Origin of the sequence: Pseudoalteromonas thalassia, assembly GCF_049257215.1 — a bacterium.
Taxonomy (GTDB): Bacteria; Pseudomonadota; Gammaproteobacteria; order Enterobacterales; family Alteromonadaceae; genus Pseudoalteromonas; species Pseudoalteromonas lipolytica_C.
Genome location: NZ_JBMMUE010000013.1, coordinates 23,678 through 46,952 on the forward strand (window position 1 = coordinate 23,678; position 23,275 = coordinate 46,952).

17 protein-coding genes, 1 pseudogene and 1 riboswitch are annotated in these 23,275 nt (G+C 40.3%); of the genes and pseudogenes, 6 read left to right on the top strand and 12 right to left on the bottom strand.

Annotation, left to right across the window (positions count from 1 at the left end; all coding sequences use genetic code 11):
- The first annotated feature begins 17 nt into the window (after window positions 1-17).
- Window positions 18-1,394 (top strand): sigma-54-dependent transcriptional regulator, encoded by a 1,377-nt coding sequence (locus tag AAEU31_RS15040; protein WP_421967625.1) that lies wholly within the window; start codon window positions 18-20, stop codon window positions 1,392-1,394.
- Window positions 1,395-2,684 carry a sensor histidine kinase gene (locus AAEU31_RS15045; RefSeq protein WP_421967626.1) on the top strand — a complete coding sequence of 430 codons (1,290 nt, stop codon included), beginning with the start codon at window positions 1,395-1,397 and terminating at the stop codon, window positions 2,682-2,684.
- Here the strand turns inward: AAEU31_RS15045 and AAEU31_RS15050 are convergent.
- Together AAEU31_RS15050 and ylqF are read right to left on the bottom strand one after the other, a co-directional pair.
- On the bottom strand, window positions 2,668-6,117 hold the full coding sequence (locus AAEU31_RS15050; RefSeq protein ID WP_421967627.1) for a PAS domain-containing hybrid sensor histidine kinase/response regulator: 3,450 nt from the start codon (window positions 6,115-6,117) through the stop codon (window positions 2,668-2,670). The two genes, AAEU31_RS15045 and AAEU31_RS15050, sit on opposite strands and share 17 nt — an antisense overlap.
- A gap of 422 nt (window positions 6,118-6,539) precedes the next feature.
- Complete coding sequence (ylqF, locus tag AAEU31_RS15055) at window positions 6,540-7,493, bottom strand: ribosome biogenesis GTPase YlqF (RefSeq protein ID WP_138558098.1); 954 nt, start codon at window positions 7,491-7,493, stop codon at window positions 6,540-6,542.
- A gap of 290 nt (window positions 7,494-7,783) precedes the next feature.
- On the opposite strand from ylqF, the gene AAEU31_RS15060 reads away from it, so the two are divergent.
- A complete protein-coding gene (locus AAEU31_RS15060; RefSeq protein ID WP_421967628.1) occupies window positions 7,784-9,439 on the top strand; it encodes a hypothetical protein in 1,656 nt (551 codons plus the stop codon).
- Between the two features lie 86 nt (window positions 9,440-9,525).
- Here the strand turns inward: AAEU31_RS15060 and AAEU31_RS15065 are convergent, their stop codons facing one another.
- The 6 genes and pseudogenes from AAEU31_RS15065 to AAEU31_RS15090 all read right to left on the bottom strand — a co-directional run bounded on the left by AAEU31_RS15065 (window position 9,526) and on the right by AAEU31_RS15090 (window position 16,830).
- Complete coding sequence (locus tag AAEU31_RS15065; protein WP_175079431.1) at window positions 9,526-10,011, bottom strand: hypothetical protein; 486 nt, start codon at window positions 10,009-10,011, stop codon at window positions 9,526-9,528.
- Between the two features lie 962 nt (window positions 10,012-10,973).
- On the bottom strand, window positions 10,974-11,549 hold the full coding sequence (locus tag AAEU31_RS15070; protein WP_421967679.1) for a tyrosine-type recombinase/integrase: 576 nt from the start codon (window positions 11,547-11,549) through the stop codon (window positions 10,974-10,976).
- Window positions 11,550-11,594: 45 nt separating this feature from the next.
- Window positions 11,595-12,179: pseudogene (locus AAEU31_RS15075) on the bottom strand (integrase arm-type DNA-binding domain-containing protein); the annotation flags it as partial.
- A gap of 326 nt (window positions 12,180-12,505) precedes the next feature.
- Window positions 12,506-13,732, bottom strand: a complete 1,227-nt coding sequence (locus tag AAEU31_RS15080) for a sensor histidine kinase (RefSeq protein ID WP_421967629.1) — start codon at window positions 13,730-13,732, stop codon at window positions 12,506-12,508.
- The gene (locus AAEU31_RS15085; protein WP_498049590.1) at window positions 13,732-14,436 is read right to left on the bottom strand and encodes a response regulator transcription factor; all 705 of its coding nucleotides are present in this window, start codon (window positions 14,434-14,436) and stop codon (window positions 13,732-13,734) included. Before AAEU31_RS15085 ends, AAEU31_RS15080 begins: the two co-directional genes overlap by 1 nt.
- 9 nt (window positions 14,437-14,445) lie before the next feature.
- Window positions 14,446-16,830: a TonB-dependent receptor gene (locus AAEU31_RS15090; protein WP_421967630.1), complete on the bottom strand. Its 2,385-nt coding sequence runs from the start codon at window positions 16,828-16,830 to the stop codon at window positions 14,446-14,448.
- A 272-nt stretch (window positions 16,831-17,102) separates the two neighbouring features.
- Between AAEU31_RS15090 and AAEU31_RS15095 the strand changes: the two genes are divergently transcribed.
- Both AAEU31_RS15095 and AAEU31_RS15100 read left to right on the top strand, forming a co-directional pair.
- Window positions 17,103-17,639, top strand: a complete 537-nt coding sequence (locus AAEU31_RS15095) for a YaeQ family protein (protein WP_138558096.1) — start codon at window positions 17,103-17,105, stop codon at window positions 17,637-17,639.
- Between the two features lie 8 nt (window positions 17,640-17,647).
- Window positions 17,648-18,253 carry a PGAP1-like alpha/beta domain-containing protein gene (locus AAEU31_RS15100; protein ID WP_421967631.1) on the top strand — a complete coding sequence of 202 codons (606 nt, stop codon included), beginning with the start codon at window positions 17,648-17,650 and terminating at the stop codon, window positions 18,251-18,253.
- Between the two features lie 4 nt (window positions 18,254-18,257).
- Here AAEU31_RS15100 and AAEU31_RS15105 read toward each other — a convergent pair whose 3' ends face one another.
- The gene (locus AAEU31_RS15105) at window positions 18,258-18,467 is read right to left on the bottom strand and encodes a hypothetical protein (protein ID WP_054562952.1); all 210 of its coding nucleotides are present in this window, start codon (window positions 18,465-18,467) and stop codon (window positions 18,258-18,260) included.
- Between the two features lie 365 nt (window positions 18,468-18,832).
- On the opposite strand from AAEU31_RS15105, the gene AAEU31_RS15110 reads away from it, so the two are divergent.
- Complete coding sequence (locus tag AAEU31_RS15110) at window positions 18,833-19,306, top strand: Dps family protein (protein ID WP_054552310.1); 474 nt, start codon at window positions 18,833-18,835, stop codon at window positions 19,304-19,306.
- 42 nt (window positions 19,307-19,348) lie between these two features.
- On the opposite strand, the gene AAEU31_RS15115 is transcribed toward AAEU31_RS15110, so the two are convergent.
- The 3 genes from AAEU31_RS15115 to AAEU31_RS15125 form a co-directional block, all read right to left on the bottom strand.
- Window positions 19,349-19,750: a hypothetical protein gene (locus tag AAEU31_RS15115; RefSeq protein WP_135923007.1), complete on the bottom strand. Its 402-nt coding sequence runs from the start codon at window positions 19,748-19,750 to the stop codon at window positions 19,349-19,351.
- Between the two features lie 66 nt (window positions 19,751-19,816).
- Window positions 19,817-21,895 (bottom strand): S9 family peptidase, encoded by a 2,079-nt coding sequence (locus AAEU31_RS15120; protein ID WP_421967632.1) that lies wholly within the window; start codon window positions 21,893-21,895, stop codon window positions 19,817-19,819.
- Window positions 21,896-22,380: 485 nt separating this feature from the next.
- Complete coding sequence (locus tag AAEU31_RS15125; protein WP_135923009.1) at window positions 22,381-22,950, bottom strand: chitin-binding protein; 570 nt, start codon at window positions 22,948-22,950, stop codon at window positions 22,381-22,383.
- 109 nt (window positions 22,951-23,059) lie between these two features.
- Window positions 23,060-23,144: riboswitch (cyclic di-GMP riboswitch) on the bottom strand.
- Between the last annotated feature and the right edge of the window lie 131 nt (window positions 23,145-23,275).

Sequence of the window (23,275 nt, forward strand, 5' to 3'; positions counted from 1 at the left end):
GATAATAAGAAAACATCATGGACAAAATCTTAGTCATAGACGATCAAGCTGATGTACGTCTGGCTGCTATTGTTGCATTACAACAACTAGGCTTACCATGCCTTGAGGCCGGAGGCCCTGAACATGCGCTTGAGTTATTAAAAACCGAGCACATTAGCCTGATTTTGCTCGATATGAACTACAAGCTCGACACTACCTCAGGTGAAGAGGGATTACGCTTTTTAAAGCAACTAAATCAATTAGGTTCAACCATACCTGTCATTGTAATGACCGCATGGGCTAGCATAGATGTTGCCGTAAAAGCCATGCAATTAGGGGCTGTCGACTTTGTTGAAAAACCGTGGAATAACCTACGCTTAACCGCCGTTGTGCAACAACAACTAAAACTTAAGCAAAGTAATCACGACAACGCGTGCTTAAAGGCACTTACCAGTGACTCACAAGCACATTACATAGCCCAATCAGAAATCATGCAGCTGTTACTCGCCAAAGCTGAGCGCGCTGCAAAAACCGATGCCAGTATTTTAATTACCGGCGAAAATGGCACAGGCAAAAGCTTATTGGCACATTATATTCATCAGCATTCACTCAGAGCTGATAAACGCTATGTAAGCGTGAATGTTGGCGCCATTGCCCCAACGCTATTCGAAAGCGAATTATTTGGTCATAAGAAAGGCGCTTTCACTGATGCCAAAGAAGACCGCTTAGGACGGTTTGAAATTGCCGAAGGCGGCACCTTATTTTTAGATGAAATTGCAACGTTAAGCCTCGAGCTGCAAAGTAAAATGCTCCGCGTGCTAGAAAGCAAAGAGTTTGAAGTGCTAGGCTCAAGCCAAACCAAAACCGCCGATGTTCGCATTATTTCTGCCACCAATAGTGAATTAGCTACAGCCATTGAGCAGGGTGAGTTCCGCCGTGACTTATTATTTAGGCTTAATACCATTGAACTGCACATTCCACCTCTTCGCGACAGAAAAGACGACATTGCCCCATTAGCTGAACACCTGTTGTTAGTGCATGGTAAAAAATATCAACGCGCAAATATGGCGCTCAGTAATGATGCCCTAAAGGCGCTAAAAAATTACAGCTGGCCTGGTAATATTCGTGAGCTAAGCCACTGCATTGAACGCGCAGTGATCATGAGCGATAACAATAATATTCAAGCCAATGACCTCATTTTAGATCAACCAAGTTGCGAGCAAACAAATAGTAATGCGGAACAAGCTTTGCCACTATTGCCCCTTGAAGAACTTGAAAAACAAATGATTCAAAAAGCGCTGCTGCAATTTAATGGCAATGTTATCGCCGCAGGAGAATTTTTAGGATTAAGTAAATCGGCGATTTATCGTCGCATTGATAAACATCAGCTCGATTTAAAAGAAGTAGAACGCTAAATGAGTAGCAAGTTGTCGTTAGAGCAGCGTATTCGACGCTATTTTTATATGGTTATAGCGCTGCTATTAACGCTTGGTATTGCCCTTTCGCTCAGCTTAAAACTAGATTGGTTTGCCAGTATCAGTCTATTATTGCCGTTTATCGGGATAAGCGCTTTTGCTTTAATTAAAAGCTACCGTGTGATCACCGATGTGGTTGAACGCTTTGGTCTGCAACTAGATGCACTGGCAAATGACGAAAGTAATAGTTGGCATTTAGCGTCTTATCAAAGTGGGCGAGTTGCAGCGCTTAAGCAAGATTTTGCCAAGCTCAGCAATAAAATAGCCAAGAACAAACGCCATTACATGCAAACAGAAGAGTTTGTTTTTGAGTTTGCCAGCATGCTGGACTTACCCATCGTTATCCTAGACCCCCATAGCTTGATTTACTTTAGTAATAAGGCGTTTAAAAACAGTATTAACCATCACCAGATTGAAGGTAAATCGGCCAGCGACTTAGGCATTGCCCTGCATGATGGCGAGTGGCAACAAAACAGTGACTCACTGTTTAAACAACGCTTTCAAATCTCATCGCAGACTTTTTGGCGGACTGGCAGAAACTTTGAATTACTAACCTTCTTTTCAATTGAGCAACAGCTTCGCGATAATGAACAACTTGTTTGGCAACGGTTAATTCGAGTGTTAAATCATGAAGTGCGTAACTCACTCACGCCGATTTATTCAATGAGTCAGTCATTGCAAACCCTTAAACGCCAAGGGCAAATTAGCAGTCACGATGATCTCGCCCAAGATATGCTGCAAGTAATAGAAAAACGCGCTCAGCACTTGCTTGATTTTGTGGCCAGTTACAGTGCGTTTGCCAAGCTACCACCCGCACAAAAACAGGTAATCAGTAGCGAGCAATTAAACACTCGCTTAAGCGCTATCTTTCCTGAACTAGTAATAAATAGCAGCGAAGAGTTACATTTTAATGCCGACCTAGGTCAGCTAGAACAAGCGTTAATCAACTTGATAAAAAATGCCTTTGAAGCAGGTAGCAATTCAGCCCCTACCCTCACTTGGTCGAAACAAGGTAATAACTTAAGTATTGCAATTAGCGACCAAGGTTGTGGTATTCAAAACCCCGATAACTTGTTCGTGCCATTTTACTCAACCAAGGCAAATGGCACAGGTATAGGGCTGGTGATCACCCGAGAACTTGTGCGCAACCAAGGTTTTGAGTTATCGATAAACTCAAAGCCCCAGCAAGGCACACAAGCTACAATTACCATGATTAAGTCAGTCGCTTAATCATGCGTTTTAAGGCGGGCGCTTTCAGAGGCTTATAAAGCAATGGATAGCCCGCATCGAGCACTAACTCGCGTATGCCTTCATCATGATTTGCGGTATTAACGATAGCTGGTAAGCGTGTTAGTGCCGCTTGCTCAATCACTTCAAGGCCTGTTACTCCATCATCAAGCTGATAATCAATAATCAACAATTGCGGTAGGGCTTGGCTTGCCTTTAGCTGCTCAAGCTCCGCTAAGTTAGTGGCCGTTGAGATTTCGCAGCCCCAGTTCTCAAGTAACTGTTTTAATGCCTCTAACACGTTGCGGTCGTTATCAAGCAACCAAATACGCAATTGCCCCAGCTCTGTTTCTTGTGATGCCTCTGCACCTTTGGCTTGCGCTGGTGCAGCGCTGACTTTACAAGGTAAAATCAAGGTAAATTGCGTACCTTTACCAAGTTCAGATCCCATCACTAGGGGGATTTTAAGCAAATCACAAATACGTTTGGTAATAGCCAGCCCTAAACCTAAGCCTTCAGCACTTGGTTTTGCACCAAGCTGTTTAAACTCTTGGAAAATCGTTTGCTGATCATTGGCAGCAATACCAATACCGGTATCTTCAACAATAAACGACACATGATTATCTTCGTACTGCATTTTTAAGCGCACTTCACCTTGCTCAGTGTAACGAATCGCATTACTCAAAAGGTTACGCAGTACTCGGCGTAATAGCGCTTTGTCGGTATGCAGGCGCACATCGCAGGTTTCAACAATAAATTTCAAACCTTTTTCACGCGCTAAAGCTTCGTAATCATTGCGAAGTGGTTCAACAAGAGAACTGGTTGCAAATTCGCTCATTTGTACTTTAAACGAGCCAGAGTCAAGTTTGGTTAACTCTAAAATACTCGATAACAACTCTTCTGCATTGCCCAGTGAATTCTTTATATTCATCGCCAGCTCTTTAAGCTCGGTGTCTTGGGCTTTTTCATTCATTAAAGAACAAAATAAACTCGCGGCATTAAAAGGCTGTAATAAATCGTGGCTGGCAGCCGCAAAAAACCGGGTTTTACTGACCGTTGCTTGCTCTGCCACTTGCTTTGCCATCGACAACTCTTGGTTTGCCTGTGTTAGCGCCAAGGTGCGTGCTGCTACCTTTTCTTCAAGGCTAACATTAGCCTCTGTTAGCGCTTTTTGTTGTTTTACGAACTCGGTGATGTCGGTATAGGTTGTTACAAAGCCGCCACCTGGCAGTGGGTTACCTTGCATTTCAAACACGCGACCATCATTGTGTGAGCGCTGGTATTTATAAGCACTGCCTTGGCGTAAATAGGCTAAGCGTTTTTCAACTTCGCTGGTCATGCTCTCGCCGCTAAATAAGCCGCGCTCGGCATTAAAACGAATAATGTCAGCAACTGGGCGGCCTATGTAGAGCGCATCATCTGGGTAGGCGAACATGTTTTTGTAGCCTTGATTCCAGGCTACCAGCCGCAGCTCACTATCAACTACACTGATCCCTTGTTGAATGTTTTCGATTGTTGATTGTAATAAATCACGATTAAATTTGAGTACTTGGCTTGCCTCATCTACAAATTCAGCAACCTGCTCTAGCGGCTGACGCTGCTCATCTTTGGCTACATCTAAAATAAGCCGCGCCGATGCACCACCTATCACCGCTGACATCTCGCGCTCAACCAGTAGCTCTAACTCAACATTGGCGGGACGCTTCCACTTACTTTTATCATCAGGAAAGTAATGATTAACCAAAGACTGCGCCGCTTCTTTTTCGGCAAATCGCTGCAAAAGTGCACCTAGGTCGTGATAGCTCAAGGGCTGCAGATGATTACTCACCCGTGAATCACTCAGCTGCGATACAAACTTATTGCTCTGTAAGCGTTCAGCCAAGGTTGCACGACTAAATAGCGGCACTAAAAAATACACTAAACAGTTCGCACCTAACGACAGCAACAAGGCTTGGCTGATACTTTCCATGCCTAAAGAAAATAAATCGGTAGGCGCGAGCCAGCTAATTCCCCACGGTCCATCCACGAGCCATAAGCTATCGCGACCTAAACCTCCAGCAATATTTGGCAGTAAGAGTGTGTAACCCCAAATGATAAAGCCACTTAAAATCCCCAATTGTGCGCCGCGACAGGATGCTTGTCGCCACCATAAGCCAATGATCATGGCCGGTGAAAATTGTGCGACTAAGGTAAACGACATTAAACCCACATTGGCAAGGGTTGTACTTTCGCCAAGAACCCGGTGAGTAAAATAACTAAGCAATAAAATCAGTACGATAACGATTTTACGCGCATGTAATAGGTTGTTTTTATCAAGTCCGCGGCTACTCGATGTGAGCTGTGAGCGGCGTAAAATAAATTGATTAATAAAGTCATTGGTGATCATCACTGAAAGCACAATGGATGACACAATCACCATACTGGTTGCCGCTGAAAAGCCGCCTAAAAACGCCAATAGCGCCACAAAGGCATCATCAGCCGCCATAGGTAGCGCCAATACAAAGGTGTCGTAACCGACTTCTTGATCTTGAAAGTAAATTAATCCGGCGTATGCAATTGGTAGAATAAACAGGTTGATAAGTAATAAGTAAATCGGGAATAGCCAACGTGCCGAGGCCAATTCTTTATCGTTATTTTTCTCGATAAAGCTCATGTGGAACTGCCTTGGCAAACATAAGGTCGCCAAAATACCAAGTAAAGTATGGGCAACATACACATAGGTCGGGCTTTGTGTAGCAGCCACTTGCTGATCAATATTTAGTTCATGGGCTTTATCGTACAGTGCCACTGGGCTATCAAATAGCGCAAAACACACATACAAACCCACAGCTAAAAATGCTAATAACTTAACCACAGATTCAAAGGCAATACTGGCAATAAGACCGGGGTTATGTTCGCTAGGCTTTAAGCGCCTTGCACCAAATAAAATAGCAAACAGTGCTAATACAAACGTGATATAAAAAGTACTATCGGCCCATACTTCATGGCTTTGCATCATTGAACGGTTAGTTAATAAATTAATACTTTGTGCGGTAGCACTTAGCTGCAAAGAGATATAAGGCACAATGGCAATCACTGAAATCAATGAAATGAGCCCTGATAAGCTCGACGACTGACCATATCGCGTAGCAATAAAATCCGCCATCGAGGTTATTTTTTGCTGCCTACAAATATGCGCTATACGGCAATACACTTGCCAACCAAAAATAAATAGCAAAATAGTGCCGGCATAAGTCGGTGCTAGCCACCAACCATTATATGCAGCTTGTGCTGTGGTACCAAAAAACGCCCAAGAGGTGCAGTACACTCCAAGCGATAAACCATAGGTTAAGCCTTTAAAAGGCAATACTTTTCTTTTATCAGCCCAGCCTGCAACCGCAAATAAAATTGCCAGATATACAATTGCAAGAAGGCTTATTGACCAAATTGAGAACATCGTGTGTTTTTATTTTAATTGTTATAGCACCAGCATAGTTTTTATTGCGCGTAATTTACAGCCTAACTTTAGTGCTAATGCATTGTATTGCTGAAGTTTAAAAAACAAACACAAAGAAATGAGAATTATTTTCAATTGAGTATTGACAGACACGCAAATCTAATTGATAATCACTATCAACAAGACAGCGAAGTGTTATGACTTGTTCGGAATAAACTGATTTGTTTCTCGACCCTGAAACACGTGTGGCCCACGATAAAGCTAAGATCGCCTGTTGCTAATCGCAACGCCCCTTGATATTGGCAACAGGTGATCGCCCTACTATTTTACTTGCTACATTGCTCATATCGGTGACGGTAGATATGAAACTAAAAAAGCCCTTACAGGGCTTTTTTTATGTCTGAAAAACAAATGATGGCTTGTTAACGGCGATTCTTGCGCGCACGCGCTCGGCGTTGTTTTTTCTCTTCTTCTTTTGCGGCTTTTTTTGCCTCTGCAGCAGCGCGAAGCTGTGCAACCATTTGCTCTTCTTCTTCACGCATGGCCGGTGTTTCCATGGTAATACGACCAATAATGCCATCGCGTAATTCGTTAATAAGAATTTCAGACATCTTGTAAGTATCGATTTGATTACCGCCGCGGATACAGCCACGCTTTTTACCTGCCATTTCAACAAACTCCCAGTCAGACTCTGGTAGCTCGTCAATTTTATAACGGCTTTTTAAAAGCTCTGGGTATGCATGCAGTAAATATTCAGCGGTGTAACTAGCCACTTCTTCGTAATCGATAGCGGTATCACGAATTGCACCGGTTGCTCCTAAACGATAACCTGAGTTTTCGTTTTCTACTTTAGGCCACAACATGCCCGGCGTGTCGTAAAGCATAATGCCATCGTCAAGCTTAATACGTTGCTGCGCTTTTGTTACCGCAGGCTCATTACCTGTTTTTGCCACAATACGGCCAGCTAAGGTATTAATAAGTGTTGATTTACCAACATTCGGAATACCCATGATCATGGCTTTAATTTGTTTATCAGCACCCACTTTATGCGGCACTAATTTTTTACAAAGTTCATTAATACGGTGTACTTCACCCGCTTTATCATTACCAAAATCAATCGCTTTCACGCCACTTTGCTGCTCAAAGTAGTCTTTCCAAGCTTGCGTCAACTTAGGATCAGCTAAGTCCGCCTTGTTCATGATTTTGATCACCGGTTTATCGCCACGAAGCGCAGTAACCATTGGGTTTTCACTACTGTAAGGAATACGGGCATCAAGTACCTCAATGATCACATCCATCTGTGGCATGATTTCTTTAATTTCGTTGCGGGCTTTGTTCATGTGACCCGGGAACCACTGTATTCCTGCTCTACTCATTTGATTTGTAAACTCTTTAATTTTAAGACCAATGCCATGGGCACTATAGTGGGTACTAAAACATAACAGTGTTTTTGTACTTCGATATAAGTGATCTTACTACAAACCTGAAGAAATTAACTATTACTAACGGGTATTCAAGGATAGATTCAAAAAAAGCAAAATTTCAATCTTAATTGACAACACTTTACTTCATATAAATCAAACCCTAACAAAAAATACAGCTGTATTTTTCAATACGTTTGAACTAACCTCTATCAAAAGGAATTTAATCAAATAAAGGAATTAATATGAATTTTGAAACTTATATTTTAAGTACAAGCCTCCCCATTATTACATCTGACTATATTTTCTCTAAACCAAGTATCCCACGAAAAAAACTGCTAAATGCTTTGAATGAGTATGGTCGAGGTATAGCTGAGGAAGATGTAATAACTTTAATAGATGATACCTTCTGGCGAAGTGGAAAAGAGGGCTTGCTTATTACAAACAATGGAGTCTACTTTAGCAGTCGAACATCAGAAATCAAAAAAGTTCTTTTTGACGATATAGAGAAAGTCTCTTGTAATGATTGTCAGCTCATAATAAATAACAACCTTATATCTCGCCTTACCTACGCAGAAAAGATGCCACTAGCTTTTTTATTTTCTGTACTCAACAGTTATGCAATCACTTCTAAAAAAGTTGTAGATAGCAGTAGAAAAGTAAAGCTTGATGAAGAAACTCTTGTACTGCTAGAAGATTTAATCTACAGAATCCAAAATACGCCAGTATTCTACGACCCTAACAAGAATAGAACATTTGGGCCAAACCCTGAGCTAATAACTAAAGTATCGGCCTTGAAATTAACAGGTGAACTATCTTCTGAACAGCTAGATTTCATAGCTTTCCAATTAAAATTAGAAGAAGAGAAGGTTCTAGCTGTATCTTTTTTGTCTTCATCACCTGCTTATAGTGACTTTTTCTGTATTACGGATTGCGGCATATATCTTTCCTACAATAATTCAAATGAAATATTTATAAGTTTCTGCGAGCTTAAGAATTTAAAAACAATTTCCGAGTCAGAAAATTCAAGATATTGGGAAGTAGAGTTTAGTAATGGTATAAAAGTCCTCACTTCTATTCAAAATGGTTTCACCAAACCTTTTTCCAAAACTTTACTGGATTGCATAATTCACCTTCTAAATCATGATGAAATAAATACAGAAATACTAAATAGGTACGCAGCTTCCTCGATAGAAATGCCAAATAAAAACGAACCCTCCACTTTAGGGAGAAACCCCAGCTTAAAATTAAAGTTTATTAGTAATGATGATCTATATGATTTTATAAAAAATATGAATAGGCTCGATAAAGTAACCTCATTTATTACATCTCCATCAGATCCAAGAAGTGCCCCATTAACAAAATTAAAGGAGGATTTTCAGTCTCTTGTTGTAAAAAATGTATCTAGATTTAGAAAAAGTATAATCGAGGATGCAAGTTACACTGAACTTAAGAACGATTATGCCACTTTAGAAGTAATAGTTTTTTCAACAGCTTATGCGCGTATGTCAATGTTAAAAAGGGGACTAGATATTAACTTATCTGACACAATAATTCTTGAAGGCCTAAAGCTTATATTTGGAGAGCGCGGGAACTGGCAAAATAGTAAATATATCTTAGCAGTTCGAAAAATAGAGAAAAGTTATTTTGAGGATAAAGATTTCATAGTAATCTTCATCGGTAGGCTGTTTTTTGTGAATATTACCAAATCAATTAATGTTGAAAAAGCCCTGCCGAAACTTGTTGATGAGGGTAACTTTACTCTAGATGAAATAGAGCAAGACTTAACAAAGTTTGCTGCAAACTTTGAAAGCAAAGCATTAACATTTCAAAAACACATTGAAAATAATACACATAACTTCATAGATAAATCTTTAGACTTGGTATGGAGCCTCAGGTAAACCATTTATACTAATAGTAAAAAGTTGCTAATTTCATTAGAAAAGTAATCGCTTTTTAAGCGACTACTTTTCTAGATTTAAGATAGCTATTCCCTATCATTCAACAGTTCCATTAAATCATCTTCGATATCATCTCTTTCTGAAACAATATCTCCAAAACTCATACCATCTAAATAATCAGCGACTTTGGTTAAAATTTCTTCTTTTCCCAACAAAGTTTTAAAGAATTGATCTGCTCCACGCCCTTGATACATTAGTTCATTATAATCTTTAAGCTTAATTGAAGGGTCACTTTCAACATAAAAGTAATAAGAGAGTAGACCAACAGCTACATTAAAATCGGTATAACCCTCAACGTTGCCAGAAGCAGCTACTTTCTGGTAGCTTGAAGCAAATTTTAATGGGCTATCCCCATCAATTTCTGGATAAGATTTAAAAATAGATATAGGCCAAACAATTGCTTTACCTAAGTTATATGCATAACCACGATAACTATCTTCACCAAACAACCACATGAAAATGCTACAAATTAAAGCAATTGTAAAATAACTGCTTATAAGCTCTTTTTTCATCAACTAACCCTCTATATCCTTACAAAATAAAAATGTTTATTGTTATACAGTGCTGACATTAACTAACGTTAATATTACTTACGCTAAAGGAAACTAGAGAGAGTAACTGACACATAAAGCTTTATTAAATTATAGCTTGTACGGTTGCGACTCAGTCCCTGTCAGAACAACGTATTATCCTATTAAATCTGTTTTTTCCAATTTTTACAAGTGGTTACACGTCTACACCTTGGGTTACATTTGTTGGTATATTAAATCCCAAATATTAAGCTTTCTCAATAGCTTTATATTTTTCAACAAATTCAACAAACTTTTTAAAAACAACTGGACTTCCCAGGGTTTACCTCAACTTCAACCCTATATGCACTAAGGGTCTCCGCCCTAGTTACCTACCTATTGAAAAAGGCTATGTAGAAACACATGAGGCAATTATCCCCCTAATCATAAATACCTTTGATAACTCCCACGGCACACTACTTGTTGACAAACAAAACTATTTAGAAAAATTAAAAATCCAATATAGTAAGTTTCTTTCCAGCGAGCGTAGCCTTAATTGGTTGAAACCAAATGATACTGAGTTATTAGGTTGGGTGTGGAACTATATGTAAAAGGAGTTTAGAGTTTAATTTCTTAGCACCAATAACATCAAAAGATTATTACTGGGCTATTAATGCTGTTATCTCAAATTGGCAGCTATTACTTAGAAATCAATCAAAGCTGTATATTGAACGGCCAACAATCAGGTTTAGACTTGGAGAAGGTATACATCTTCCTACTGCTAAGGAATTAATTGATGGATTAAATAATTCTTATAAGCAAAAAAACATCGAATGAAAAGTATCAGCTCACCAAGTTTAACCAAAGCAAACCAGAAAAAATTGACGAGCTATGCTAAAGAGCAAAATACTACTGAGAAAAAAGCTCTTAATAAAATAGTCAAAACAATGCTTGATTAAGTACTTTTATTTGGGACTAGTCTGCCCAATCAACCCACTCCACCACTCCATTATTGGCCTGCGTTGCTCTAAATAATCTGAGCGGTTATATGCCGCTCTAGTCTCATTTTCATCTGCATGAGCTAGGCAAGCTTCAACTAACAAACTATCGTAACCTTGCTCATGAAGCGCCGTAGATGCAACAGAACGAAGTCCATGAGCCACCAGCTTACCTTTGTACCCCAGACTGCGTTTTATAGCCGCATTCACTATATAGGTGCTTGCATGACCATTAGGATCACGTTCATTAGGAAAAATATATTGATGATGCCCGCTGAGTGACTTCATTTTTTCTAATATTGCTATCGTTGCAGGAGTTAAAGGTACTCTATGCGCTCTTCTGCGTTTCATTTCCTCTGCTGGAATTATCCAAACCTCATCATCAAAATGAATATCTTCCCATTTAGCCATGGCTGCTTCTTTTGGGCGAGTCATGGTGTGTAGCTGCCAAAGAATCAATAACCTAGTCTTATTTTGAATACTTGGCGCACCCCATAAAGCTTTTAAGAATTCAGGCAACTCATCTGGCTCAATAGTTGCCATATGTTCTACCACATTCTTAGAAAACACCTTAATAATTTTGGCTAATGGGTTAGCTTGTATATAGCCATGATTAACAGAGTAATCCATAATCTGATTAAGGCTCTGGCATATACGCTTAACTGTTGAGTGTTTCCCGTCAGATTCTAAAGGCCTAAGAACTTCAATCGTCTATGGTGCTGTAATGCTCTCCAAAGGCATACTTTTCATTTTTGGAAATACATACTTTTCTAATGTTTTCCACTCACGAGACGCGTGCTGCTCAGTGACAGTAGGCTTTTTACGCTCAAACCAAAGCTCTGCAGCTGCGATAAAAGTATTATTATGCTTACGGACTTCCTCTTTCTTCTTCTCTAACTTATGTTTTTTTGGGTCAATGCCATTGGCTAGTAGCTTTCTTTTAGCAGCGGCATCATCCCTTGCGTCTGAAAGGGATTTATCTGGGTAAATACCTAAAGGCATTTTGTTGTATTTATCCGTAACTGGATTTTTGTACTTAAATTGCCAGGATTTTGTACCGCTGGGTAAGACACGCAATTGAAAACCGCCACCGTCTGAAAGAGTTTGCTCTTTCTCCTGCGGCTTTGCTGCTTTAACTTTCTTATCTGTTAGTTTAGTTACTGGCCTAGGCATATAAACTCCTGCTTAATTTAGGTCAGTATATACGCTTTTAGAACCCATGGGTGCTTTAGTGGGTACTAAAGCATCTGGCAGCTGGTGGAAGAGCGCGGAAAAGAATGGCAATAAAAACGCTTCATTTCAATAACTTAAATTTACTTGGAAATCAGTATGGAAAGTAATGGAAGTTAAGACTGTAGACCTGGGAACCACTGTATTCCTGCTCTACTCATTAGATTATTAAGCTCTTTATTTTAAAGGCTAACGCCATGGGGATTTTGCTGATAGGTATAGTTTACTACATCAAGCAGGATTGTTTAAAAATAAAATCATGCCTTCCATCACCACGAAAGACGAGCGACTACATGCGCTGTATCTGCATGCAGTGAGAATGACCAACCATTGCGCTCACATAAGCGTTGCACAATACCTAAACCTAAGCCGTAGCCGTGAGAAGCTGTTTCAGTCGCCGTATACTGGGTATCACCGCCACTGAACTGATTAGTGATTAATAATTCATGCTCTTTAATCAAAATTGCAATCGGTTCTTGTCCTGCAAGGGTATGCTCAAACGCGTTTCGCACCAGGTTATTAACGGCAATAGAAAATGCCTGTGCATGCCCATAAATTATGGGGTTGGCGAGCTCATCAAGTTCAACACCGACGAGCTTACCGTTTAACAAATAGCGTTGCTGCTCTACTGCTTTTCTTACCAGTGGCATTACTAAAAACTGCTCATCATACAAGCCATCATCAGTTTCACGAGCAAGACACAAAAACATTTCGATCATTGTATTCATGTCGTGTGTTGCCCGCCTTACACGATCTAGCACCTTCATATCGGCAGGAGTCAATTGGCTTTGTTCTAAAAGCTCTAGGGCGCCGGTAATGACTGTAACTGGCGTACGCAATTCATGGCTTGCTGAGTCTGTAAAATAGCGTTCTCTTGCGATGAATGCACTCACTCGCTCAAAAGCCTGCTCTATTGTACTTGCGAGCATGCCAACTTCATCATTTGTATATCGGTTAGCATGTATACGCTTGTAATCTTCGTTTGATAATTGCTCAGGATCAATGTCGGCCACAGCTTTAGCAAGTTGAGTTACGGGAGCCAAAGCTCGACGCATCACAACAATTCCAAGCCCAAAGCCTAATAACCCCAATGTTCCTACAAGGCTGCTAATAATAAGTAATAACCACCAATCCTCTGACGAAGAAGCCTCAATCTGCGCGACATCAAACACTACAAACCCAGGTGACTGCTCATTGCCTGTATCAATAACGGCAACATGTAATTCTTCGCTATCAAATTCATACAAGCCTACTGCTGGATTTGTTTGCGCCCACGCATGAAGTGATTGAGGTAAGTTATCTACTTTATCGTACGCCTTAAGATTTGTAGTAATAGCAGGGTAGTTATCTGATGCAACTTGCAATTGCTGGGTTAGCACGCGATCTTCACTCAATCTTATTGCAGCAAAGAAAGCAAACCCCCATGCAATACTGAGCACAGCCACACACATTGCAAACGCGATAGCGACACGTTTGTGCAAACTATGCCGATACATTATTGCACGCCCTTTGCAATTCGATAGCCAATACGGTGCACAGTATGAATCAATGGCGTATCAAATGGTTTATCAATCGCCTGTCTTAACTTGTACATGTGCGAACGAAGCGCATCACCATCGGGAGGCTCATCTGCCCATAATAAAGTTTCGAGACTATCGCGTGTAACAACAGAAGGAGATACCTCCATTAACCGCTGCAATAACTTCATACTTGCAGGATTAAGCTCAATAAGCTGGCCTGCACGATGTACTTGCAAGGTGGACTTATTCATCGTTAGATCAGACACAGTCAATACCTTATTGGTATTGCCATGACTCCGCTTATAAAGAGCTTGCAGGCGCACATGTAACTCTTGCAATGCGAATGGCTTTACCAAATAATCGTCGGCTCCTACTGCAAATCCTCTCAGTTTATCATCAAGCGTGTCTCTCGCAGTGAGCATAAGTACAGGTGTTTCAACGTCAGCTTCAGCTCGCAACTTTTGACAAAAGTGTAAGCCATCCATCCCTGGAAGCATTAGGTCTAAAACAATGACATCAAACTTGTTGTTCATCGCTAGTTGCATTGCACTTATACCGTCATAAGCAAAGTCCAAGAGATAACAGTGCCTTTCTAGATACGCAGCAATATTCGCACTAATGTCACGATTATCTTCAACAATCAAAGCTCTGATCGGCTCAGTATTCAAAGCATCTAGCATTTTTCTTCCTTACCAAGCGTAATCTAATCGCAATCCGATCAGCGGTTCAGCTTCGCTATCGTCAACGACTTCAATCCCTCGGCGGTAATCAAACTCAGTGTCATCAGCTGATGAAGCTGCCGTGACATTTATAACATCAAGGAAGGCGGTAACATCAATAGGACCAAAGGCACGTCGGTAATCTACACGAACATTCAATGAGCCTGATCCTTCTTTACGGCCAACATTACGTTCTGTAATTTCCTTAGAGTAACGCAAAGGCTGTCCTGGTCCCAAAACATCTTCATGTACAATAAATATGTCATCTGGTCTGCCAGAAAGGTATTTATATCGTCCAGCAAGCTTCCAACGGTCACTTATCTCCCATGTCAGCCCTAACGTGGCAACATGTTCACGACTAAATTCAGCAGCTACGTCGCCAAAACCATCCTTTCGGTCTACGAGCGCATCATTGTAAGAATAGGTTGCACTGGCGTAAAGGCCTTCGAAAATAGTAGCATTAAGCACAAAATCAGCACCATATGAAGTACCATCACCATCATTCGCATAAGTTCCACTGGTACGGTCTAGGTCAACCACTAAGTCGCTAAGTTGCTGATAATAAACTTCCGTTAGTAATGACCAGTTGGCATTAGGGAAATATTTAAAGCCAACACTCGTATGGGTTATTTTTTCAGTTTTAAGATTATTAGTCTCGTTAGCTGCAAGTTCTAAATATAGCGGTGACTGATGAAATAACCCCGCCGTTGCAAAATACCTTACCTTTTGACTTGGCATCCAGTTGATGCTGAATCGAGGTGATATAAAACTTTCATCAGCAAACCCATCTCGTTCAAATCGTAAACCTGTACCAAAATCCCAATCACCCATTTCAAAAATTTGTTCTATGTAGCCTGCATAGTTTACTTCTTTCAAAGACGTGACTGAATTAAGGCTTTCAGGTGTTAGTACAATAAACTTTTGCTGTGGGTCTGGTCTATAATCGTCACTATCATAAACATACCGATTCCATTCACCATCTAAAAAGGTGCTGTAATCTAGTTCAATTTGCGTAATTCGGGCACCGACGCTCAACATCCCTAATTGATTTTCTACCTCAAAATCACTTCTCCAACCAATTTCTGTTTCACCTTCAGATATAGTGATAATGTCTTCTCGAATAGGGTATTCAGAAGCTGGCGTTCCCTCGGGCACAAGATCTGGATAAGCCTCACCTTCAGAGCTCAATTTATCACTTTTTCGGTAGTAAACTTTATTAGTCAAAACAGCAGTTTCACCAAGTAACGTGGTCAATGTTAAACCATACAAGTCACTATCTTGCTCGGCATTTTGCAATGCAGTATCTTCAAAATTAGGTGATTCAGAAACATGCTCAACGCCACGAGTATATTTCTCATGCGTATCCATGAGTAACACTTCAAAAGTGTTATTTTGATTAATGGGTATCACTGATTTAAAAATAATATCCCTTAAAACAGGTTCACCAATATCTAGCTCTTCGATAGTTTCAAACAAGGCACCAAAATCTAACCGCCTTGCAGAAAAAAGCATAGTTGCTTCATCAGTGATATTTATAGGGCCGTCATAACCAACTTCATAACCAGCAAGGTCGTAGCGAAAACTTGCAGATGGGCTAGGGTTACCATCGGCCACTTCTAGCTTCAGTAAAGACCCTGCACGACCACCATAAGCTGCTTGCCACCCACCAGGTGAAAATTCTGCTCCATTTATCACATTTGGGGCAAATATAGAAAAGCGACCACCGCCGCCTACATCTTCCTCTTCACCTAACGTCGCATCAAAGTGAATAGCTTTATCAAAAGGAAAATCATCAACAAAGAGTAAATTATCTCTTGGGCCTCGACCACGCACACTGAAACTTGCAAATTCACTGTCAGATGCGACACCTGGCAATCCATCTAGAGAAAGTAGTGGATCTGCACCTCCTCCCACGGCACTTCGCAGAGATTCTCTGTCGAGATAGGTGCTAGAGCCTGAAGTAAATGTATCAGCTTGTTGGGCTCTTACTTCAACTACTTCTATGGCTTGTTCTCTAAGGTCAAATTCAACCTTCGTATTTTTACGAGTTACAACGCGAATACTTGGTTCGTATAAAGCCGCAAAGCCACTTTTTGTAATCTTTATTGAGTAAAGGCCCGGGTCGAGTTGCTCAACAACAATACGCCCTTGTAGATCAGTTTGTAAGGTTTGTATTGCAGAGGTTTCTCGTTCCTTAAGTATGACTTGTGCGTTTGGAAGTGGTCGATCTGTAGTCTGATTTTTAACAATAACCGTTATTGCCCCTGGCTCTTCTACTGCGTAAGAGTAAAATGCCAAACTACTCAACAATAGCCATGCAAATGACCAGAGTATCTGTCTAAATTGTTCTTTCATAATTGCGTCCCTCTTGGCATCAACCATGATCTTGATTTCAATAACTTGCACATACTTTCATCCTCCCAAATAGCCCTAATTATTGAATTCGAATTAATCAACTTTAGACGTTAGCAAAGTAAATGTGACTAAAATGTCACCGGCGTAATTTAGGTTTATGAATGCTGCTTGTGATAATAAATAAGGATTAACCAAAAGTTTCGCTGGAGATATTTAAGCGTCGGTAAGATTAATTGCGCTATAATGGCGCAAATTTTTTCAAGTAAGCAGTTATGGCTCTTAAATCAACCATTATTAAAGCGCAATTATCGCTAAGCGATATGGACCGCCACATTTATCAAGATTTCAATTTAACACTGGCACAACACCCATCAGAAACCGAACAACGCTTGATGATCCGCTTGTTAGCTTTTGCACTTAATGCTCGTGAAGGCTTAGAGTTTACGAAAGGCTTATGCGCAGATGACGAGCCAGAGCTTTGGCACATTAACTACAGCGAAGAAATTGAATTATGGATTGAGCTAGGTTTACCTGATGAAAAACGTCTGAAAAAAGCCTGCAATAAAGCCAAGCAAGTTGTTTTGTATACTTACGGTGAAAATAACCAAGCAATTTGGTGGCAAAAACATCAGCCTAAGTTGTATGATTTTAAAAACTTGAGTATTTTTAGTCTCGATTATGCTGCTACCCAAGCATTAGCAGAGTTAGCCGATCGGAATATTAAGCTCACCATCACAGTTCAAGATGGCGAAGTATGGGTTAGCTCAGATACAGCAAATATCGAAATTAAACCGCAACAGTTAATGTAAGGAATGCGATGGCAATTAGGCAGGTTGTAGTATTACACGGACTTTATATGTCGGGCTTTGTGATGCGCCCTCTGTGTGCGCGTCTCGAAAAGTCAGGGCTTAAAATACTCAATTTGACCTACAATACACTCTCCCCCGATAGAACGGCAATTTTCGATAAGATTGATCGCTTTATTAATGGTAAGCCAACCGCCTTGGTTTGCCATTCAATGGGGGGGTTAGTCGCCCGCGCTTACCTTGAAGCCAATTCACTACAAAGTCGCCATGTCGAAAAGGTAATCACCTTAGGCACCCCACATAAAGGCAGCCATATTGCTAAGCAAATGCAGCAAAAAGGCTTTGAAATGCTGTTAAAAAACAGTGTGGAATTTTTATTATCAGAGAATGGGGATTGGCCGTTTAATGCCAAGCTTTATAGTATTGCTGGCGACTTACCAATAGGGCTAATGCCACTGATTGCCAAAGGCAGTGTTTCTGATGGTACGGTTTTGATAGATGAAACCAAGCTCAATGGCATGGCAGAGCATAAGGTGTTTCATTTGAGTCACACCAGTATGATCTACTCACGCCAAGTGATGGATTACATTATTAAGCTTATAAATCAAAGTGAGTGATTCTTTAATCTTCAGCACTTGCAGCTACTTTGTATGAGATTAATACAATGATCCCTAAAATCAGTGGTACTGGTGCAGCAATGTAACCAAAGGTATCAAAATTTGCGAAGCTAGCGCCTGCTAAATGACCTACTAAACCGATAACAAATGCAAGTAATGCAATCACTACAACAACTATTTCAGCTTTACTTTCTTTAACTGTTTTACCGTCCATTTTTATTCTCCTGGTTAAATGCGGTAAGGTCATTATGCGCTTCTATTTCGTTGCTTTTTTGACCTAAATCAAGTTCTAAATCGGCGTGTTTATCAGCTAATACAAACTTTGTTTTAGATCATACTTTCTGCTTAATTTTTGCATATCTGCAAAATAAGGTAGATTTTTTGCTCAGTTGCCCCAAGTCTATATAACAGGTAATTCAATGTTATGTTGATAGTGCACTAGCGGGTAAAAACCGCCTATGATAGGTAAAGCCTATCACGGTGTTCGAATTAAACCATTTTACAGATTAACCAAGATGGCTAATACTTAACACCAAGCACTAGCAAGTAAACAATTAACGGTTTTTTAAGGAGCAATCTATGTCACAGGTAAATGCAATTGGTTTAAACAGCGCAAAAAGTGAAGACATCGTAAATTCACTAAACTCTTTACTAAGCTGCTACCAAATTCAATACATGAACGCACGTGGTTTTCATTGGAATATCAAAGGTCGAAACTTTTTTGAATTACACCTTAAATTTGAAGAAATTTATAACTTACTACTTGAGAAAGTAGATGAGATTGCAGAGCGTATTTTAACCTTAGGTGGTACACCTGTGCATGCATTCTCTGAGTATATTGAAGCAAGCAAGATCAGTGAAGCTAAAAATATCACTGAAGGTACTGCTGCTGTTGAAAATCTTTTAGCGGGTTACAGCACGCTTATTCAGATGCAGCGTGAAATCTTAGCGCAAGCAGGTGATGCAGACGACGAAGGTACAGCATCATTGATGGGTGACTACATTAAAGAACAAGAGAAACTTGTTTGGATGTTAAAAGCTTACCTTGGTTAATGTTTAGAACAGAGACTAAAAAGCCCTCAATTGAGGGCTTTTTTACTTTAACCACTTTCTTAAATTTTCGTACTCAGGCCTTGCTTGAAAAAGACTCTCGGCATCTGGGTGAAAATAAATATCCATTTCTACCCCCGACCAAACTACTTCTAACAAATTGCGGGCAATGATATTTGCTTTAATATAATCAACACGTTTGTAGCCTCGCGCTTTTACGGCCTGAAAGTAAGCCTTTGCAATCTCAATACTATCAGCCGTCGCTAATTCAAATTGCTCCAAATTCACTACTGCATACTGAATTGATTGTTCAGGGTATTTCATGATTTCTTGACCGACTTCAATGCTAAATGAAGCAACCGCCTCTTTGTTAAAGCTGCCGCTCATTTCCACATAAATCACTGGCGGCTCAACAAAATAGCGCCAATCACCATGGGCTTTAAACATGCTTACCTCTTTGAAATACAACTTGAGTTTACGCTTATAAACGTTATTTACTTATTTATCTAAGCCTTAATTCGGTAATAAAGCAATAAAAAACGCCATTTCTAATGCCTTTTCTTCAAGGCTTTTAAAACGACCAGATGCGCCGCCATGGCCTGCATCCATATCGGTTTTAAACACCAAAATGTTGTCATCAGTTTTAAATTCACGCAGTTTTGCCACCCACTTCATTGGCTCCCAGTATTGCACTTGAGAGTCATGAAAGCCGGTAGTTACGAGAATATTAGGGTAATCCTGCGGCTTAATATTATCGTACGGCGAATATGCCTGAATCACATCATAAAACGCAGGGTCATTTGGATTGCCCCACTCGTCATATTCATTCGTAGTAAGAGGAATACTCTCATCTAGCATGGTGGTTAGCACATCTAAAAATGGCACATGACAACCGATACCTAAATAAAGCTCAGGAGCTTGATTTACTACAGCCCCCATCAGTAACCCTCCAGCACTACCACCAGAGGCAAATACTTTTTCTGGTTGTGCATAGCCTTGCGTAGTAAGAGCACGCGTAACATCAATAAAGTCACTAAAGCTGTTTTGCTTATATTGCTTTTTACCTTGTTCATACCAGTGACGGCCTAGCATTTCGCCACCACGAATATGCGCAATCGCATAAACAAAGCCACGGTCTAGCAAACTTAATGAGCTGCTTGAAAAGCTAGGATCGATGGTAATTCCGTACGCACCATAGCCATATTGCAGTAGTGGGTTAGTGCCATCTTTATTAAATTTATCAATACGATAAACCAAAGACACCGGCACTTGTTCGCCATCTCTTGCGGTGATCATTAAACGCTCTGAACGGTAGTTTTGCGGGTCAAACTCGCCGAGTACTTGCTGTTGTTTTAATAAGGTTTTGTTCCCGGTTTTTAAATCAACATCATACAAAGAACCCGGCGTTGTTAAGCTCGAATAGTAAATGCGTGCAGTGCTCACATTCGGCTCTGGGTTCATTGCAATTGCGGCATAATAACAAGGATCATCAAACTCTAAAGTAAAGCGCTGATCGTGCTGATTAACTACCACAAAACGTGTTTGGCCTAGCTCTCGCTCAGTGAGGATAAGGTAGTCATCGAATATCTCAACCCCTTCTAACAACACGTTTTCGCGATGCGGGGTATGTTCTTGCCAAAGACTTTTATCGCCAACGGTACTTTGTGTCGCAGTCATTAAGCGAAAGTTTTTCGCTTGCCAGTTAGTCACAATGTAAAAGGTATCACCTAGCTTATCGACATCGAACTCATGGCCTTCTTCGCGTGGCATTAAAGCGCTAAACTCCCCCTCTGGGTTATTCGCATCTAGCACCCAAGTATCGTTTGTTTCTGTGGTCGCAAGATCAATTATGATAAGGCTTTCATCGCGGCTTTTGCCAAGCCCCATGAAGAAGCTTTTATCTTGTTCTTCATAAACCAGTACGTCATCAGCTTGCGGAGTGCCTAAAACATGGCGGTAAACCTGAAAACCCAACAAAGTTTGTAAGTCTTTTTTCACATAAAAAACGGTTTTACTGTCATTAGCCCATACCACTTGACCTTCGGTGTTTTCGATAACATCACTAAACATCTCACCATTGGCAATATTTTTAAAACGCACGGTATATATACGGCGACCTTCGGTGTCTTCTGAGTAAGCAAGTAGCTGTTCGTCAGGGCTAATAGCCACTTCGCCCAACTCATAAAATTCGTAATCGCCGGCTAATTGATTTACATCTAACAACAAGTGCTTATCGCGCGCTTCTATTGAGCTGCTGCGATAATGGCGCGCATATTCATCATCGCCACGTACTTCTGAGTGATACCAATACTGACCATCTTTCACAGGTACCGTGTTGTCGTCTTTTACAATACGGTCTTTTAACTCATTAAATAATTGTTCGCGCAGTGGTTTTATGTCTGCTAGTTGCTTGTCGCAATAATCGTTTTCGGCATTTAGATGCGCTAATACATCCTCATTTTCACGCTCATCATCACGCATCCAATAATAATTATCGGTGCGAGTCTGTTGATGAGTAGTTAATTGATGAGGGTGTTTTTTGGCAACAGGTGGATGCGCTAATAAAGACAAAGAATACGATTTTGATGACACAGGGAAAAACCAAAGTAAAAAACGAATTGCTGGCAGTTTATCACAGAATTATACCAATCAGCTTAATTAAGCAGTCTATTTTGAGGCAATAAAACCTCGTTGATAACAAGGCAAAAATTTCGTTATTTAGTTGTTCTCGGCAATTGCTCCTGCATTGCTCTACCTCCTGCATCCATGCAGTCGTAAATGAGAAATTTTTAACGCAGTTAGCGACAGATTTAATCCCTCAAAATGATTAATACCAATCCGCTTAATTAAGTAGTCTATTTTGAGGCAATGAAACCTCGTTGATAACAAGGCAAAAATTTCGTTATTTAGTTGTTCTAAATGAGAAATTTTTAACGCAGTTAGCGACAGGTTTAATCCCTCAAAATGATTAAGTATTATTGCGGTTTGGTATAAGTATTATTGCGGGTTGGTATTAAAAAAGCCCACTCAAATTGAGTGGGCTAAGCAATGCTAAAATAGCATTTAGGGGGAAACTGTTAATGTGACACTTGTTGCCACGCCATAGCCCAACTTTTCCCAACTCCCGGTTCAAAGAGTGGGTTATGTGAATCTTTAACACGGCAAAACTCACTAAACGGCCATGGCTTGCACATGTAAATATGACCCGTTTTAGGTTGAAGTACTTTTACACCTGCATTGTAATCATTGCATGCTTGTGGGTAGACATAGTCATACTCGTTTAATCTATCTTGTACTCGCTCTTCACATTTAGCGATGCAATTAAACGCCACTTTTACATGCGTTATACCCGAACCTTCTAGGGCATAAATTTGGTTTGAACGGTATGCAACCACCAAACCTTGCTCTGTCATTTTGCCCGCTTTAACCAACGGAATATGCACATTAATATGTTCAGCCACAGAGCGAGGCCAATTATGAGGCTCTCCATCATCTGAGCTCACAATTGCATATTCGAATGATAAATCGACTAGCTCTCCTTGCATGTCATAAAAGGTCACTATCACCTTATCACCAACAAAAAGTTGGGTATGATGATTTAAGCAACCAATTGGCAACCATCTTCCAGAGGCCATTGACGTATGCATAAACAAAATATCACCCTAAGAGCAACGAATAGGTACTATAGTAACAATCGAACAAAATATTTATGTAAAGTTTGAGGCAAAAGAACCAAAGCACGTAGATTATGTGCTTATCAGCGGTCCCGCTATCATAGTCTTAAAACCTTAGACCGGAAACTTTGCGTCCTAACCTTTCAGTTAGTTTGCCAAAAACAAAATGAGTATAATCGCGACCAGAAAACAAATCAAACAAAAGAATGTAATCAAACATTATATATAGCAAATAGTTACTATATTTTAGTAACAAAAAAGCCAACCGTTTGGTTGGCTTTTAAATAGCTAGTCTGTA